The 15351-nt window shown below is 63.8% G+C and carries 11 protein-coding genes and 8 pseudogenes; 10 read left to right on the top strand and 9 right to left on the bottom strand.

The annotated features are described in order from the left end of the window. Positions 1-286: 286 nt before the first annotated feature. Positions 287-1504: an acyl-CoA dehydrogenase family protein gene (locus AWC17_RS12835; RefSeq protein WP_007168458.1), complete on the top strand. Its 1218-nt coding sequence runs from the start codon at positions 287-289 to the stop codon at positions 1502-1504. Positions 1505-2030: 526 nt separating this feature from the next. On the opposite strand, the gene AWC17_RS12830 is transcribed toward AWC17_RS12835, so the two are convergent. The 6 genes and pseudogenes from AWC17_RS12830 to fdxA form a co-directional block, all read right to left on the bottom strand. After that, complete coding sequence (locus AWC17_RS12830) at positions 2031-2639, bottom strand: ATP-binding protein (RefSeq protein ID WP_224112853.1); 609 nt, start codon at positions 2637-2639, stop codon at positions 2031-2033. Further along, positions 2636-4042: a DDE-type integrase/transposase/recombinase gene (locus tag AWC17_RS12825; RefSeq protein ID WP_007168461.1), complete on the bottom strand. Its 1407-nt coding sequence runs from the start codon at positions 4040-4042 to the stop codon at positions 2636-2638. Before AWC17_RS12825 ends, AWC17_RS12830 begins: the two co-directional genes overlap by 4 nt. 46 nt (positions 4043-4088) lie before the next feature. Next, a pseudogene (locus AWC17_RS32695) lies at positions 4089-4241 on the bottom strand (hypothetical protein); the annotation flags it as partial. Beyond that, positions 4234-5121: pseudogene (locus AWC17_RS12820) on the bottom strand (APC family permease); the annotation flags it as partial. The pseudogenes AWC17_RS12820 and AWC17_RS32695, both read right to left, overlap by 8 nt. Before the next feature lie 95 nt (positions 5122-5216). Beyond that, positions 5217-6302 (bottom strand): annotated as a pseudogene (dapC, locus tag AWC17_RS12815) (succinyldiaminopimelate transaminase). Positions 6303-6364: 62 nt separating this feature from the next. Beyond that, positions 6365-6691 carry a ferredoxin gene (fdxA, locus tag AWC17_RS12810; RefSeq protein ID WP_007168467.1) on the bottom strand — a complete coding sequence of 109 codons (327 nt, stop codon included), beginning with the start codon at positions 6689-6691 and terminating at the stop codon, positions 6365-6367. 348 nt (positions 6692-7039) lie between these two features. Between fdxA and AWC17_RS12805 the strand changes: the two genes are divergently transcribed. The 7 genes and pseudogenes from AWC17_RS12805 to AWC17_RS12775 form a co-directional block, all read left to right on the top strand. Further along, on the top strand, positions 7040-7318 hold the full coding sequence (locus AWC17_RS12805; protein ID WP_007168468.1) for a transposase: 279 nt from the start codon (positions 7040-7042) through the stop codon (positions 7316-7318). Continuing rightward, the gene (locus AWC17_RS32690) at positions 7315-7470 is read left to right on the top strand and encodes a hypothetical protein (RefSeq protein ID WP_154074411.1); all 156 of its coding nucleotides are present in this window, start codon (positions 7315-7317) and stop codon (positions 7468-7470) included. Before AWC17_RS12805 ends, AWC17_RS32690 begins: the two co-directional genes overlap by 4 nt. 75 nt (positions 7471-7545) lie before the next feature. Beyond that, positions 7546-7995 (top strand): DDE-type integrase/transposase/recombinase, encoded by a 450-nt coding sequence (locus AWC17_RS12800; protein WP_007168470.1) that lies wholly within the window; start codon positions 7546-7548, stop codon positions 7993-7995. Positions 7996-8398: 403 nt separating this feature from the next. Beyond that, positions 8399-8632, top strand: a pseudogene (locus tag AWC17_RS32685) (hypothetical protein); the annotation flags it as partial. A 596-nt stretch (positions 8633-9228) separates the two neighbouring features. Further along, complete coding sequence (locus AWC17_RS12785) at positions 9229-10338, top strand: NAD(P)H-dependent amine dehydrogenase family protein (protein ID WP_007168472.1); 1110 nt, start codon at positions 9229-9231, stop codon at positions 10336-10338. Between the two features lie 292 nt (positions 10339-10630). After that, positions 10631-11299 carry a cation:proton antiporter gene (locus AWC17_RS12780; RefSeq protein ID WP_007168473.1) on the top strand — a complete coding sequence of 223 codons (669 nt, stop codon included), beginning with the start codon at positions 10631-10633 and terminating at the stop codon, positions 11297-11299. A 48-nt stretch (positions 11300-11347) separates the two neighbouring features. Continuing rightward, positions 11348-11830, top strand: a pseudogene (locus AWC17_RS12775) (transposase); the annotation flags it as partial. Positions 11831-11862: 32 nt separating this feature from the next. On the opposite strand, the gene AWC17_RS12770 reads toward AWC17_RS12775, so the two are convergent. From AWC17_RS12770 to AWC17_RS34170, 3 genes and pseudogenes are all read right to left on the bottom strand, one after another. Further along, positions 11863-12678, bottom strand: coding sequence for an IS30 family transposase (locus AWC17_RS12770; RefSeq protein ID WP_007168475.1), 816 nt, complete (start codon positions 12676-12678; stop codon positions 11863-11865). 85 nt (positions 12679-12763) lie between these two features. After that, positions 12764-13045, bottom strand: coding sequence for a hypothetical protein (locus AWC17_RS12765; protein ID WP_136244823.1), 282 nt, complete (start codon positions 13043-13045; stop codon positions 12764-12766). 129 nt (positions 13046-13174) lie between these two features. Beyond that, positions 13175-14522, bottom strand: a pseudogene (locus AWC17_RS34170) (IS256 family transposase). A gap of 77 nt (positions 14523-14599) precedes the next feature. Here AWC17_RS34170 and AWC17_RS33455 point away from each other — a divergent pair. Together AWC17_RS33455 and AWC17_RS12745 are read left to right on the top strand one after the other, a co-directional pair. Continuing rightward, positions 14600-15002, top strand: a pseudogene (locus tag AWC17_RS33455) (DnaB-like helicase C-terminal domain-containing protein); the annotation flags it as partial. After that, positions 14995-15289, top strand: a pseudogene (locus AWC17_RS12745) (transposase); the annotation flags it as partial. The pseudogenes AWC17_RS33455 and AWC17_RS12745, both read left to right, overlap by 8 nt. Positions 15290-15351 lie beyond the last annotated feature (62 nt).

Raw genomic sequence — 15351 nt, 5'->3', positions numbered from 1 at the left:
CGCCGGCACACGCGACGCGCGTCTTTCGCCCCACATTTATGCACCGGAGGGCAGCAGATGACTTGAACCACACCGTCTTTTCCTGTTCCCCGGCGGCCAAGTATGCGGCGGATCCTCGTCGGTCTCAAGGTCGTTCGTCCTCGCTACGCTGCGGGCGCTCCGCCTTGACCCCGACCGCGGTCCACCGCCTTCAAGCGGTCGAAAACGAAGCAAAACACGCAAAAAATAACCCAATGGATCCACCTTTACGCGGGTCCTCAACACAGATAAGGGACGACGATTCGATATGGACCTGTCTTATCCCCCGTCAGCTGAGGCGTTCAGGTCACGAGTGCGCGACTTCATCACCGCGAACGTCCCTGCCGACTTCGCTGGAATCGGGGCGTTGGATCAAACCCGGCGGAAGGAGTTCATCCGAGAGTGGCGGAAGACGCTCGCGGACAACGGCCTACTCGCCGTGTTGTGGCCAAAGCGATATGGCGGAGCGGGACTGACCCCACTCCACCAAGTCGTGCTGGCCGAGGAGTTTGCTCGCGCCGGGGTACCCGCCGGAACTGAGAACGACATGTTCGGGATTCAGCTGCTTGGCAACACGCTTGTCGTCTGCGGCACCGAGGACCAGAAGAATTGGTTCTTGCCGCGAATTCTGTCCGGTGATGATCGGTGGTGCCAGGGGTTTTCCGAACCCGACGCGGGATCGGATCTGGCCAGCCTGCGGACGAGAGCGGTTCTTGATGGCGACGAATGGGTCATCAACGGGTCCAAGATCTGGACTTCAGTGGGACACCTCGCCAACTGGATCTTCGCACTGTGCCGCACCGACATGGATGCTCCCAAGCACCGGGGGATCTCATTTCTGCTCGTGCCGATGGATCAGCCCGGCGTGGAGGTTCGACCCATCAAGAATATAGTGGGCCAGTCGATGTTCAACGAGGTGTTCTTCACCGACGCCCGAACCGCTGCAGACAACGTTGTCGGGGAAGTGAACGCAGGATGGTCGGTGGCCATGACGCTGCTGGGTTTCGAGCGTGGAACAAGTGTCACCACCGACGCGATTCGCTTCCAAGCTGAGATCGACCGGCTCTTCGAGCTGGCGAAAGAACGAGGTAAGACTAACGACCCGCATATCCGTGAGCAGCTCGCTTGGTGCTATGGTCGCGTCGAGATTATGCGGTGTCGTGGGTATCAGGCGTTGACGCGCTTCTTACACGGTGAGTATCCAGGTCCCGAGGCCGCGATGACCAAGATCCTCTGGAGCGAGTTCTTCCAACGCGAGACCGAACTGGCGATGGAGATCCTCGAGACGGACGTGTTGACGCTGTCGGGCACGGGAACGAACGGCGCCTTGGCGACTGCGGATGTCGGAACACCGAATTCGTCGCTCGCGTGGGTTGAGTCGGCATTGGCGGCGCGAGCCGCCACGATTTATGCGGGCAGTTCACAGGTGCAGCGCAATATCATCGGCGAGAAACTGCTCGGCCTGCCCAAGGAACCGCGCCTCTAGGATCCGAACAATGCCGGAGCCCGTAGACACCAGTAGTGCCGCTTCCGGTAGATGGGCGGCCATCTCGAATGCGGAATACCTGCGCAAGTGGCTGGGCCTTGGTATCGCGATCGGCACTCGGCGACGCCTGAAAACTGACCCCGTGTCGACGCAGATTTTGACCCCTTCGACCGATTCTCGGCTTGGGCCGAGAGGAGAAAGGAGTTGTTGTCAGTGGACGATTGGCTGAGATCCGCAGACCGCCGCTGTTGAAGATGTTGCCGAAAAGCGGTTCTCCGCGCAGCGGTCACCGTGCCGGTGATGGGTGCGACCAACCGATAATCCATTTTGATGATCATCACCGGCTCGTCGTGACGAAGTATCTTGCGGGAACAGCGGATGACACCGGACCGGATCCGCAGCGTCTTAGGACGATGCGGGCTTGCTCTTTGAGCAGCAAGGCCTCTGTCAATGGCCATTTAGAAGTGTCGCTTGCCAGGGTGATGGGGCCACCTGATTGCCAGGGGGATGGGACCACCGTGGCGCGTTATTGAGGAAGCTCGTCGTCGTGGTCTGGGTCAAGCTGGCTGGGTCGGGTGCGTTGACGGTAGGACGGTCCTTCGATGACGAGGGTGTGGGCGGTGGCCGTGAGTCGGTCGATCGCTGATTGGGCCAGCAGGGTGTCGGCGGTCATGGTCAACCATTCGGAGGGTTCTCGGTTGGAGGTCACGATGGTCGTTTTGGCGCGGTGGCGTTCGACGATGATTTCGTAGAAGTCGCTGGTCTCTGTGGCGCCGAGGGGTCTGAGCGCAAAGTCGTCGATAATGAGGACGTCGATGGTGGTGAGTCGGCGGATCTCGGCGTCGACGGTGTTGTCCAGGCGGGCGGCGCGCAGCCGGGTGAACAGCTTGTCGGATCGGGCGAACAGTACGGAGTTGCGTCGGCGAATTACCATGTGTCCCAATGCTGTTGCCAGATACGTCTTGCCTACTCCGACCTCGCCGGTGATCACGCCGATGCGGCGTTCGGCGATGCACCAGCCGATGCGGGCGAGGGCTTCGTTGTGGGCGCTGTGGCGGTGCAGCATGCCGGGGGCCAGGTCGCGGCCGAACGGCGTGCGCGAGAAACCGTAGTAGGAGATCAGGTTGTCCATCATCGGGGTTGGGCCTCTTCGCCGGTGAGTAGGTCGAGCTGGCCGGGGATCTGGTCGGCCCCAGTCAGGGCGGCGTAGTTGACGCCGCGGGCCAGTTCGGTCTGATGCGCGGTCTCGATCAGCCGCGCGTAGTCGACACCAGTGGGTTTCGGTGGTATCGACGGGGTTTCGGGTTTGGCCTTGGGGTGCGAGTGCCGCCCGATGTGGTGCGGGATCGCTAGCCCCATCGGCACGCCGGCCAGACGCACCTCGATGCGGGTCAAATCGAACGGGTCGAATACCAGCTCCACCTTGCGCCCAACCAGTGCGGGGTCGACCTCGTAGCTGTTGCCGTGCAACGAGACGGTCGCCGTCTTGGTGACGCGGCGGTGCTCCTCCCACAAAAACGCCTCGGTGAGCGCCTCCGGGGCGGGCAGGCCGACCGGGCCAGACGCGCACCAGCGGGCCAGCGGGGTCTGCCCGGTTTCGGAATGGACGGTGCGGTGGTAGACAGTTTCGACCCAGGCCGCAAAGAGCCGGTTCAATTCGGCCAGATCGGCGACGTGGTGGCGTCCGGCGACGTCGGGCTCGCCGGTGATCTCGACCAGGAACTGCTCACGCACGGTCCTGAAAAACCTCTCTATCTTCCCTCGCCCTTCCGGCCGATGCGGTGTCGAATGCACCAGGCGCACACCGAGTTTCGCGCACGCCCTCAACAACCACGTGTCTATATAGGCCGATCCGTTATCGACATACACGGCCTTGGGGACGCCGCGCGAAGCCAGCGCCGGGCGCAGTGCGGCGGCCAGCCGCACGGTGTCCTCGGCATACCCCCACCGATAGCCGGGCAGCAGCCGGGAATGATCATCCAAGAACGCGAATAAATAGGTTTTACGGGCCGCGATCGCGATGCCGTGCAGCGCATCCCCGGTCCACAGGTCGTTGGGGTGCTCAGCCTCGAACCGGCCGAACACCGGCGCCGACCCGCAACCGGTGCCGGCGGTCAGCCCCAACCGGTGGAAGTTGCGTTGCAGGGTCCGCTCATCGGGCGCCCAGCCCAACTGGGTGAGCAGGATCCGGCGGATCGCCGCGGCGGTGCGGGCGGGGTTCTCCCGACGCAGCGCCACCGCCAGCTCCAGCACTTCGGCCGGGGTGCGCGGCGTGCATTGGCGCGGGCTGGGCACCAGCGCATCGAACCCGCCGGCACGCCAGTCCCTAATCCACCGATCGATGGTCTGCCGCGAGATCCGCACCCGCCGCCCAAACGGGTCGGTGTGCTCGCGCGACGCCAACTCGCGCACTATCTTTCCCCGCTCCTTGGTGGAGTGCGCCGGCTCGGCGGCCTCCCGGATCAACTGGTACCGGAACAATCCGATCACCCGGGCCCGCTCGGCCCGCACCCTCGCCTCATCATCGCCGACCACCACCGGCCGCCTCCTTTGCTGTCTTTTAAACACACGACAGCGCACAGGATTACGGCCTCATCTGCCTTGGCGGCAGGGTCGACTCGTGTTGCACCCACTCCCCGGGCCAGCCCGACGCCAACAACCGGCCACCGGAGACCGCCACCGCGACTTCGGCCAGCGACACCTCGGGCAGCGCGAACCGGCGCTCGATCACGGACGAGGACGAAGAAGATATCGCCGATTGGTCCGTTGCCGAAGACCGCACGACCGACCCGCGACAAGACCGATGGATATTCAGTGACATACGGCGTTGCATGAGTGACGTACGCGAGATAGGCGACACCGGCCAGCAAGAACCCGAGAATGCAGGCCATCGCGGTGAGCACTCGACGTGCGTTGACGCCCTGCGGCTTTCGGAAGACGTCGACTGTATTTGGAAATCGCCTCAACCCCGGTCAATGACGAACCCCCGTTGGCGAACGAACGCAGCAAGGTCAGGATCGTCGCGCCCATCACCAAGCCGTTGCCCTGCTGTACCGGCACCGTTCCGGCCAGGTGATGCGGGTCGTACACCGGTAATTCCCAAAATATTTCGCGAATGACACCCACCACGATCGTCAGACTGATCATGGCGATGAAGGAGTAGGTCGCCACCGCGAACGGCATTCCCGCTTCCTTTAAGCCACGCAGGTTCAGGTAGCAGATGACAAGCACCACGCCAACCGTGATGGCTAGGCTGTAGGGACCCAACACCGGGATCGCCGACACCACCGCCACCGTTCCAGCCGCCGACTGCACTGCCACCGTGACCACATAGTCGATCAACAGTGCAGCGGCCGCGACCTGCGCGACCCGGGGTCCGAAATTCTCCCGCGCGCCAACGCCGCCAGCCCGGCCTGGGGCAGCAGTTCGATCAAGATCTGCTCCGGGCCGTATGCGGTCGATGAGATTGCGTCCGGTGAAAGTGCCCCAAGCGCAACGGGATTCGACAACTTCTCGGATGTCAGGTTCTCGGTAATCAGCGGCTTTCCCAGAAAGACGCGCTTGGCTATGTCCCCGACAGTCGCCGGGATACGCTGCTTGCCAGTCGAAGTTGTCACGACCACATTCTTTACCCGAGGTTGAGCGCTAAGGAAGCACTTGGCAACGCCTTCGATGCATTCTGCCGCCCGCCCCCTCCACGCGGGTGCGCAAGCTAAGCGAGGCGGCCGGCCGCGGCGGCGACGCGCTCGTCAGTGGCGGTCAGCGCAACCCGCACATGCTGTGCACCGCGCGGGCCGTAGAACTCGCCGGGCGCCACCAGGATGCCGCGCGTGGCCAACCACGGATGCTGTCCCGGCATGGCTCACCGCGGGTGGCCCACAAGTAGAGTCCTGCTTCCGAATAGTCGATAGCAAAACCGGCTGAGCGCAGCGCCGGCAACAGGGCCGCCCGCCGCCGCGCGTACCGCTCGCGCTGCAGCTTTTCGTGATCGTCGTCGTCCAGCGCGGCCACCATGGCAGCCTGCACCGGCGTCGGCACCATCATTCCTGGCATGTCTGCGTACTGCCAGCAGTTCGACGACCAGGGCGGGATCACCGGCGACGAAACCGGCCCGGTATCCCGCGAGCGACGAGCTCTTCGAGAGCGAGTGCAGCGCTAGCAGCCCGGTGTGGTCGCCATCGCAGATGGACGGATGCAGCACCGACAATGGCTCGGCATCCCAGCCCAATCCCAGGTAGCACTCGTCGGAAGCCACCACAACGCCACGATCGCGCGACCACCCCACCACCTTGCGCAGGTGTTCGGCGCCCAGCACGCGCCCGGTCGGGTTGCTCGGGGAGTTCAGATACACCAGTGTCACCGATTGCGGGCCCAACTGGGTCAGCGAGTCCGCGAGCAGCACCTGCGCTCCCGCCAGCCGGGCGCCGACGTCATACGTCGGATACGCCAGTTCCGGCGCCACGACCACATCCGCTGGGCCCAGGCCCAGCAGGGTCGGTAGCCAGGCGATGAGTTCTTTGCTACCGATCACCGGCAGCACGGCCGCCTTGGTCAGCCCGGTGATGCCGAAGCGGCGGTCAAGGGCAGCCACTGCCGCTTCACGCAGCCGCGCAGTACCGGCGGTTGCCGGATAGCCCGGCGCGGAACTGGCGGCCGCCAACGCCTCTCGGATCACCGGCGCAACCGGATCTACCGGAGTGCCGATGGACAAGTCGACGATGCCGTCCGGATGGGACCCGGCCAGCGCCTCCGCCTCGGCCGACGTGTCCCAAGGGAAATCCGGCAGGGAGGCCGACACTCCCCTGCGAGCGGGTGGTACCCCCAGTCGGCCCATCCCGGGCTTCTGCAGCACCGGCGCGCTCAGTCGCCTTCGCCCTGCGGTGGCAGATCCTTCACCACTTGGGGATCGTTCTCGGTCATGCCGACCTTGGCCGCACCACCCGGCGACCCCAGCTCAACGAAAAAGTCGGCGTTGATCTGCGTGTACTGGCTCCACTGTTCGGGCACATCGTCTTCGTAGTAGATCGCTTCGACAGGGCAGACCGGTTCACAAGCCCCACAGTCGACGCATTCATCGGGGTGGATGTAGAGCATCCGAGCACCCTCGTAGATGCAGTCGACCGGGCACTCCTCAATGCATGCCTTGTCCTTGATGTCGACGCAGGGTTCGGCAATTGTGTACGTCACGGACGTCTCCTCAAGGTGTCCTCCATGTAATGCCCCGTGTGGGCTGCCGTTCGCATTGTCGCGGCGGTTCTGGACCGCTTCCAGACAAAGCGTTTGATTACTGATACTAGACGTTGCACATACACGTCAACCACTTGGCACGCCCGTCAGACCGCAGTGCTATGCACCTAGTCGCACCTAGTCGCACAGCGGCGTGGTGTGCCATTTCTGCTGCCCGGATGGCACCGGCGTACGCGACCTTGGTGTCGCTGTGCGAACAGGCCGGCTCGGGCTACCAGTTACCCCCTGGTTGATCAAGTTCCTGTGGGAGTCCGATGCCCCAGAATTGGGGCGAGGAGGACTCGATTCATGGCACGTCGACGGCATACACCGGAGCAGGTGGTCCGCAAGCTTCGTGAGGGTGAACGGCTGCTCGGTGAGGGCAAAGACCTCGGGGAGGTCTGCCGGCATCTGGAGGTCAGTGAGCAGACCTGGCATCGCTGGCGAAATCAGTACGGCGGGATGAAAGCCGAAGACACCAAACGGCTCAAGGAGCTTGAGCGGGAGAATCAGCGGCTCAAGAAGCTGGTCGCCGAGCAGGCCCTCGACATCGACATGCTCAAGGAGATGAGCCGGGGAAACTGGTGAGCCCCGACCGTCGGCGGCGAGCGGTGGTGATGCTCGTCGAGCGGTTCGGGGTCTCGCAGCGGCGTGCCTGCCGGGTGGTCGGCCAACACCGCTCGGTGCAGCAGTATGGGCCGCAACGACCCGATGGCGTCGAACAGCGGCTGCGCGCCTGACTGCGGGAGATCGCCATCAGCCATCCGCGGTGGGGCTGGCGCAAGGCGCACGCCATCGCCAAGTCAGAAGGCCTCGTGGTCAATCCCAAACGCACGCACCGATTGTGGAAAGACGAACGGCTGCAACGTCCGTCGAAGACCCGCAAGCGGCTGCGCCTGGGCCACAGTGCGGCGCACCGGCGCATGGCGGCGGCCCGCCCCGATCACGTGTGGGCGCTGGACTACCAGCACGACCTCACCGTCGACGGCCGCCAGCTGCGTTTCCTCAACGTCATCGACGAGTTCACCCGCGAGGCGTTGGCGACACGGCCACGTCGGTCGTGGAACGCCGATCAGACCACCGGACTGCTCGACGAACTGATCATGACCACTGGCCGCAAGCCCGAACACATCCGAATGGACAACGGACCCGAACTGACCAGTCACGCCCTCGCCGACTGGGCCCGCTTCGGCTCGGTAGGCGCCGTGTTCATCCAACCCGGCGCACCGTGTTCGGGGGCATTCAGGTTGAGCACTTGGGGGTAGCGATCCGGCACTGACGGTGATCAGTTCGTCGGCCGGTCGTTTCTGCGTTTGGTCTTTGTGGTGTCGGGGCGGCACGGTGATCACGTCGTTGTGGGCGGCGGCCCTCCCGATGTCTCTGGGCGGAGTCTGCGGGAGGGCCGTCTTCGCGCTTGGAGGCGCAGTGGTCACGGTAGAGGCAGATGTCGATGTGGTCGAGCGCAGGCTGGCGGCGGGCGAGTTGAGCTGCCCGGCATGCAGCAGCGTGCTGGCGCGTTGGGGGTGGGCCAGGCCGCGACAGCTGCGCGGTCGGGACGGGTCGGTGCGGTTGTGTCCTCGCCGGTCGCGATGCACCGGCTGCGGGGTGACGCATGTGTTGTTGCCCGTGACCGCGTTGCTGCGCCGTGCCGACACTGCGGCGGTGATCGTGTCGGCGCTGGCTGCCAAGGCGTTGCGGCGGCGGGTGGGGTTTCGCCGGATCGCGGCCGACTTGGCCCGTCCGGTGGAGACGGTGCGGGGCTGGCTGCGTCGCTTCGCCGAGCGGGCCGAGGCGGTGCGGTCAATGTTCACGGTCTGGTTGCGCGCGGTGGACCCCGATCCGGTGATGCCTGAGCCGGCCGGCGGGGTGGTCGCCGATGCGGTGACGGTGATCGCCGCGGTCGCGGGCCCATTTCGATGATCGACCCGACATATCACGTGATCGAGGACCCCGCGAAGGCCGGCAGGCCCGGGGACTCCGGGGAATCCGGGCAACGCAGCGAAACGTAATCTTTTGGCCGGATATCGGGCTGACCCGAGGGGTGTAAATGGCCGAAAGCCGGGCAGTTAGATTCGTTAACTAGTGGGCGGTGTACGTCATGCCCGCGGTCGACGGAAAGGACAGCTGTGAAGCGACTGGCAGCCGTGTTGGTGTCCGTGTTGGGTTTCGCATTCACCGCCAATGGTTACCGGGCGCTGACTAAGCGCCCGTACGGCTCGGTTTTCGCGTCGGAACTTCCAATGCAATCGCTCGGCGTCCAGGTCACGGCGCTGGCGGCGGTGGCTGGGGCTGCTGGGCTTGCGCCACGTCGGGCGAAAGGCCGACGAACCGCTGACCGCTGCGCTCGATGCCGGCCTGGGTCCCGAGCGTCGCACCGAGTCGGGCGATCTATGGAAGCGGCCCGCGCCCGCAGGTGCGACCGCGAAGAAACCTGGCGTGGGACGAATGCTGCGGATCTACCGTGACTACGCGCATGACGGCGATATCAGTTACGGGGAGTGCGGCTCCAGGAACCATCTCGACATCTGCTCCGGTCCAGGTCGGGCCAGTGGGGCGTCGGCAACGTCGGAACGGTGGCGCTTCGCCATTTCGTCGGTAACCCTGCGTACGAGGTGGTCGGCGTGCTCTGTAATCGTCCGGAAAAAGTTGGCAAGGATGCCGGTGAGCTCGTCGGCGCCGCGCCGATCGGTGTGCTTGCGACCACCGACAAGGAAGCCATCGAAGCGCTTGACGCCGATTGCGTGTTCTATGCGCCACTTTGGTCCGATCCCGAAGAGGTCTGCCGTCTGCTGCGCGGGGGCAAGAACGTCGTCGCCTCGGGTGGCGCATGGTGGTATCGAACCGAACACAGCAAGGCGGATATCGACAAGATCGACGCAGCGTGTCACGAGGGCGGTACTTCGTTCCACGCAGGTGGTATCAATCCTGGCTTTGCCGGAGACCTGCTCGTGCTGACGCTGGCCCGAATCGTCAGCCGGATCGACGCTATCCACATCTACGAGGTGGTGAATTTCGGCAAGGACACTTTGAAGTACCTGCACGAGATGGGGATGGGGAGCGATCCCGAAGAGTTTCTGGCCGGACCGAATCTCCTGGGGAACGCATGGCCGTTGTTCGCCCAGTCGATGGCCATGGTGGCGGACGGATTCGGCAAGACGGTCGACAAGTACACAACGGATGTAGAGTTAGGGACGGCCACGCGCGACATCCGGTACGAAGGGGGGCCGACCAGCGACATGCCAGGCTTTAAGGGCGTGATCAAGAAGGGAACAGTCGCCTCACAGCATCACAAGTGGACGACTTGGGTGGACAACAAGACCTTCATCACATTCCACGAGATGTACACGATGGACGAATACAATGCCATTGAGCCGCAGCCTGATTGGGGCGGTCACTATCACTATCGCATCGTGATCGAGGGCGACGAACCCACCGAGCTGATCCTCCAAGCGCCTCCGGATGCGCAGGGCAACTACCCGAAGCCGGGCTACACCTGGACCGCGATGGGCCCCGCGAACGCGATTCCAGCCGTTTGTGACGCCCCGCCTGGATTCCTCACCCATAAGGAGCTCGGGCTTGTGCCGCTGCGCGGCCTGGTGCGCTTGTAGCGATTACAAAACCGCTGGGCCCGAATCAGCCGGGAGACGGCGGGAGGATCCCGCGAATCCGGGCCGTGAGCCACGAGGCCACCGCTCAGGTTTTGCGCGCCGTCAATGAGCTTGCGGACCAGGAGGGTTCTCGCTCCGGCGGGTATTTCGTGCGGGCAGTGGGGGCGATGAAGCCACGTCATCCTTGCGGTCGGGGTCGCTGTCACCTCGGTGCCGGCGGTGTCAAAAATCTTCGCCGACCTGAAAATCCTGGACACACGGTTCAGGCAAGACGACTCTGCATCCGTGGCAGATGTTCTGGCACCTTTTCGCAACGGTGGCCTACTTCATCCTCGGGCTCAAGCTTGTTCCACGCGTCATCAAGCGCATCAACACTTCTCGCTGGAATGTCTTTGCGCGGCAGTCGCCCACCGGCTACCCCATAGCGGTCCTGCTGGCATACTGCGCAGTTGTCGGAGCCCTCGACGTCAACCTCGTCTTCGCGGCGTTCCTCGCAGGTTTTGCCGTCGCGCATAGGAAGCGCAGGATCTTCGCCGACGCGCTCGAGGCAATCGGCAAAGTCTCCTTCGCCTTCTTCATTCCCATCTACTTCGCGATCGTCGGCCTGAAGCTGGATCTCATCCGCGGCGTCTCGGTATGGATGATCGTCATCTTCATTGTCGGCACCTGCGCGATCAAAGTGATGTCGGTATCGCTCGCCGGGCGGTTCGCGGGTTTCCGGGGACTTGACCTGATCAACCTTGCGATCACCACCAACGCCCGCGGTGGCCCCGGCATCGTTTTGGCCAATGTCGCCTTCGACGCCGGCATCATCAGCTCAAAGTTCTACACCACACAGGTAATCGCAGCCGTGCTCACCTCCCAGTTCGCCGGTACTTGGCTCGACTACGTCATGCGTAAAGGCTGGCGGGACTGTCTGAACAACGGTGGATCTGATCTTGGTCTGTCACGCCGAGCGTGAGCTTGGCGGGAAGGACTGACGATGTCAGAAACACTCGATCCTGTGGCGATGGAACTGGATCAACGGCAGCTCGCTGAGCAGCTGCTGGCGCAGGCAAAAGAACAGGGTGTCGAGCTGGTCGGCCCGAACGGGCTGCTGAATCAGTTGACCAAGAACGTGCTGGAGACCGCGCTGGATGCCGAGATGGCCGAGCACCTGGGCTATGACAAGCACGACCCTGCCGGGCGCGGCAGCGGGAACTCCCGCAACGACACCAGGGCCAAGACGGTGCTCACCGAGATCGGCGCCGTCGAGATCGAAGTGCCTCGCGACACCAACAGCAGCTTCGAGCCGCAGATTGTCAAGAAGCGTCAGCGTCGGCTGACGGGTATCGACGAGATCGTATTGTCACTCACGGCAAAGGGATTGACCACCGGTGAGGTCGCTGCCCACTTCGCCGACGTCTACGGCGCCACGGTATCCAAGGACACGATCTCGCGGATCACCGACAAGGTAGTCGCCGAGATGACCGACTGGTGTAACCGGCCACTGGTGCCCGGGCGGATTCCACTCATCGTTGCGAATCAGTGAAGTGTGTACTGACGCTCCCATCGTCGCAGAAGTTCGGTCGGGGTGTTGTCCTTGAGGCACAGTCGTGGGCGGTCGTTGAGTTCATCGGCGATCTGCCGGAGTTGGCCGTCGTCCCAGATGCTGAGGTCGGTGCCCTTTGGTAAGTATTGGCGTACAAGCCCATTGGCGTTCTCATTACTTCCGCGTTGCCAAGGTGAGTGTGGGTCGGCGAAGTAGATCTTCAGCCCTGTCGCCGCCTCGATACGTTTGTGATGAAACATCTCGTTGCCCTGGTCCCAAGTCAGGGTCCGGCGCAGTTTGACCGGCATTTGGGTGAACGTTGCGATCAGGGCATCCCCGACATGCTGTGCCGAATGTCCATTCGGCAGTCGAATCAGCAGTGTTAGACGCATCTTTCGTTCCACCAGCGTTGCGACCGCCGACCGCTGCTGGGCGCCGACGATGAGGTCACCCTCCCAGTGGCCCGCCTGTCGGCGGGTTTGGACGCTCGCCGGTCGCTCGTGGATTGACCGCAGCTTGGTGAGTTGTTTCAGCGCGCCGTCGATAGCGCGATCCGTACCGAGGCCGACACGCTGGAGCGCATTCGGCGGCTGGCAGCCCACTACGACGACGCGACGATCGCGCGTCTGCTCGCACGGCAGGGCGTGATGACTGCGACCGGGCTGGCGTTCACCCGCGACCGGGTTGGCAGCCTGCGCCGCAAACACGGTATCGCCGGGCCGACCGAGCCTGTCGTACCCGTCGGCGACGATGTACGCATGGTCAGTATCGCCGAAGCCGAGACGCTGCTGGGGCACCTCCCGCGCCACTCTCTACCGGTGGCTGGCAAGCGGCTTCATCCACGGCGAGCAACATCGCCCTGGCGACCCGTGGCGGATCCGCATCGACCCCGAGCTACGCGCCAATATCACCCCAGACACACCCGACGGATGGGTTGGGCTCGAGCAGGCTGCCCGCCGACTCGGCGTGGCCAAACAGACCGTCCTGGATCGAATCCGCCGCGGAGAGCTCAACGCCGTCCACGTCAACCGTGGCCAACGCAAAGGCCTGGCCATCCAACTGCCGCTGCCGGAGGAGACCTTGTTCACTACGGCGCCATGAAACGCCGACAGCAGCTTGTCGCATCCGGTCCAGAACACCTAATCGCACCACCCGCCCGACCATGAACACCAACAACAACGCAGCATTCGGCCCGAATCTGGACCGAATGAGACAAACGACGAAAGGAAATTAGCAGTGAGAACCGGGATCGACCGGGTTGCCCAACTCGTCGCGCAGATCGATCGTTCGCTTGCGTTCATGAGTCTATGCGGTAGCGCTGACAGGCTCGGTTGGCACCAGGCCAGTTTCGGTGTGATTTTGCGGATTCCTTTGCGGCAGTTCGGTCGGTGGGTCGTGCAGCGATCTGCGTAGGTCGGCCAGCAGCCGCAGCCCGGCCGGGGTCATGGTGAACCCGCGCCATCCGGCGCTGGCGCGGTCGAGTACGGCCCACACCAGTGTGAGGCAGGAGTACTCGCCGGGCAGGCGGCCGATCACCTTGACTCTGCGCCGTGTTTCGCCGAAGGTGCGTTCGATGAAGTTGGAGTGTCGGGCCCTGGGCCAATGCTCACGGGGAAACCGCAGGTAGACGGTCAGCGAGTCGCGGTCATCGAGCAGGGCCCGCACTGCGGCCGGGTAGGAGTCGCGCCAGCGCTTGGCGAACGCGTCGGTCCTGTTTTGGGCGAGTTTGACCGCGGCGATGCCGGGTTCGACATCGGCTGGTAGGTCGAAGACCGCCCAATAATCGGCTTTGACGTCAGCTTGGGCATTCTTGGGCACCTTGGCCAGGATGTTTCTGGCGCGATGAATAAGACACCGCTGCCGCAACGCCGCGCCCATGGTGGTCTCGACCGCGCCGATCAGCCCGGGTGCGCCGTCGCTGATCACCAGCAGTGGGCACGCCAGGCCGCGTTCGCCGAGCCCGCGCAAGAACCCTTCCCAGGCCGCACCGGATTCCGAGGAGGCCGCCTCAAGCCCGACGAACACCGGTTTGCCGTCGGTGTCGATACCCCACGCGGCCAGTACCGGCTCGGCTGAGGCGCCTGCGTGGTATTTAAAGTGCGACCCGTCCAGGAACAGGTAATCGAGCTCGACGTCGTCGAGGCGGCGAGCGCTCCACTGCTCGAACTGAGCCGTTGATGTCCTCGCAGATGCGCGACACCGTCGACTTCGACACCGCGGCGGCCTCGCCGAGCGCTTCGACCAGGGTGGCCTCCACGTCGCGGACCGACAACCCGCGCACGAACCCGGCGATCACCAATGCCTCCAATGCGTTGGTCTTGGTTACTCCCTTGCCGAACAGCTGGGAGGCGAACCGCTCGGTGGTGCCGCGCATCTTCGGCCGTGCCAGCGTCACCGGTCCCGCGGTGGTCTTCACCGTGGTCGGGCAGTATCCGTTGCGCATCCCGGCGCGGGCGTCCGCACAGCTCGCGGTCCGCTGGTAGCGGTCCCGGCCCAAAAACGCGGCCACTTCGGCCTCGATGGCGGTCTGCAGCAGCAACCGGGCACCAAGCCGGGCTACTTCCTCGATCGCGCCCGCCAGGTCCTCGCCGCCGGCGAACACACCATCAATTTCTGCCTGCAACCGCTGCACAGGCGATACCCTCTTCGACACGGACGTAGTGCTCCTTCCATCAGACTGGCCGGTCTTCGAGGGAACCTACGTCCGGATTCTTTTACACCGCGGCAGGGACACGACCTAGCGAGGACACTGTCGCGTTAGAGGACTTGCTGACTCCGACACTCGACGAGTTGGACACGATCGCTACCAATGGCGGTCTGGCGCGGGGCGTGCCGACCGGATTCGCTGATCTCGATGAGATCACCTGCGGGCTTCAGCCAGGAACCATGGTTACCGTTGCGGCTCGTCCGGGCGTTGGAAAAGTCCGTTCTAGCACTGGATTTCATGCGATCGTGTTCGCTCAGACATCGGATGGCCAGTGTCATCTTCTCGTTGGAAATGAGTAAGTCCGAAATTGTGATGCGGCTGCTGGCGGCCGAAGCGAGGGTCAAACTTGCGGATATGCGTTCGGGGCGCATGAATGACGATGACTGGATCCGGGTGGGCGGCACCATGAGTCAAATCAGCGATGCCCGGATTCGGCCCGTTGCTAGGAGGCGGAATTCGTGGCCGCGATTAACGGCGATCTAGCTAACTACGAGACCGTGGATAGGCTTGCGGGCATCGCTGGTCTTTCACCAGTGCCACACGATTCCGGGCGCGTCACGGGCAACCTGAAACGTCCACGCAGGTATGACCGGCGCTTACTCCGAGCCTGCTACATGGCTGCCCACAACAGTCTCCGCACCAGTCCAGCATCGCGTGCCTTCTACGACCGGAAACGAGCCCAGGGCAAACGCCACAGTTGTCGGCGTCGTCTGAAAACTGACCCCGTGTCGACGCGGTGGTTTCTAGGTGCGGTCGCAACACTTCTCTAGATTCT

The sequence above is a fragment of the Mycobacterium nebraskense genome, assembly GCF_002102255.1.
GTDB classification, from domain to species: domain Bacteria; phylum Actinomycetota; class Actinomycetes; order Mycobacteriales; family Mycobacteriaceae; genus Mycobacterium; species Mycobacterium nebraskense.
The sequence above is the reverse complement of the archived record's forward strand: the minus strand, read 5'-3'. Positions and strand labels throughout refer to the sequence as shown.

Excerpts from the sequence above, each read along its gene's own strand:
- AWC17_RS12835 (WP_007168458.1), top strand. The coding sequence starts at position 287 with ATGGACCTGTCTTATCCCCCGTCAGCTGAGGCGTTCAGGTCACGAGTG.
- AWC17_RS12830 (WP_224112853.1), bottom strand. The coding sequence starts at position 2,639 with ATGATGGACAACCTGATCTCCTACTACGGTTTCTCGCGCACGCCGTTC.
- AWC17_RS12805 (WP_007168468.1), top strand. The coding sequence starts at position 7,040 with ATGGCACGTCGACGGCATACACCGGAGCAGGTGGTCCGCAAGCTTCGT.
- AWC17_RS12780 (WP_007168473.1), top strand. The coding sequence starts at position 10,631 with ATGTTCTGGCACCTTTTCGCAACGGTGGCCTACTTCATCCTCGGGCTC.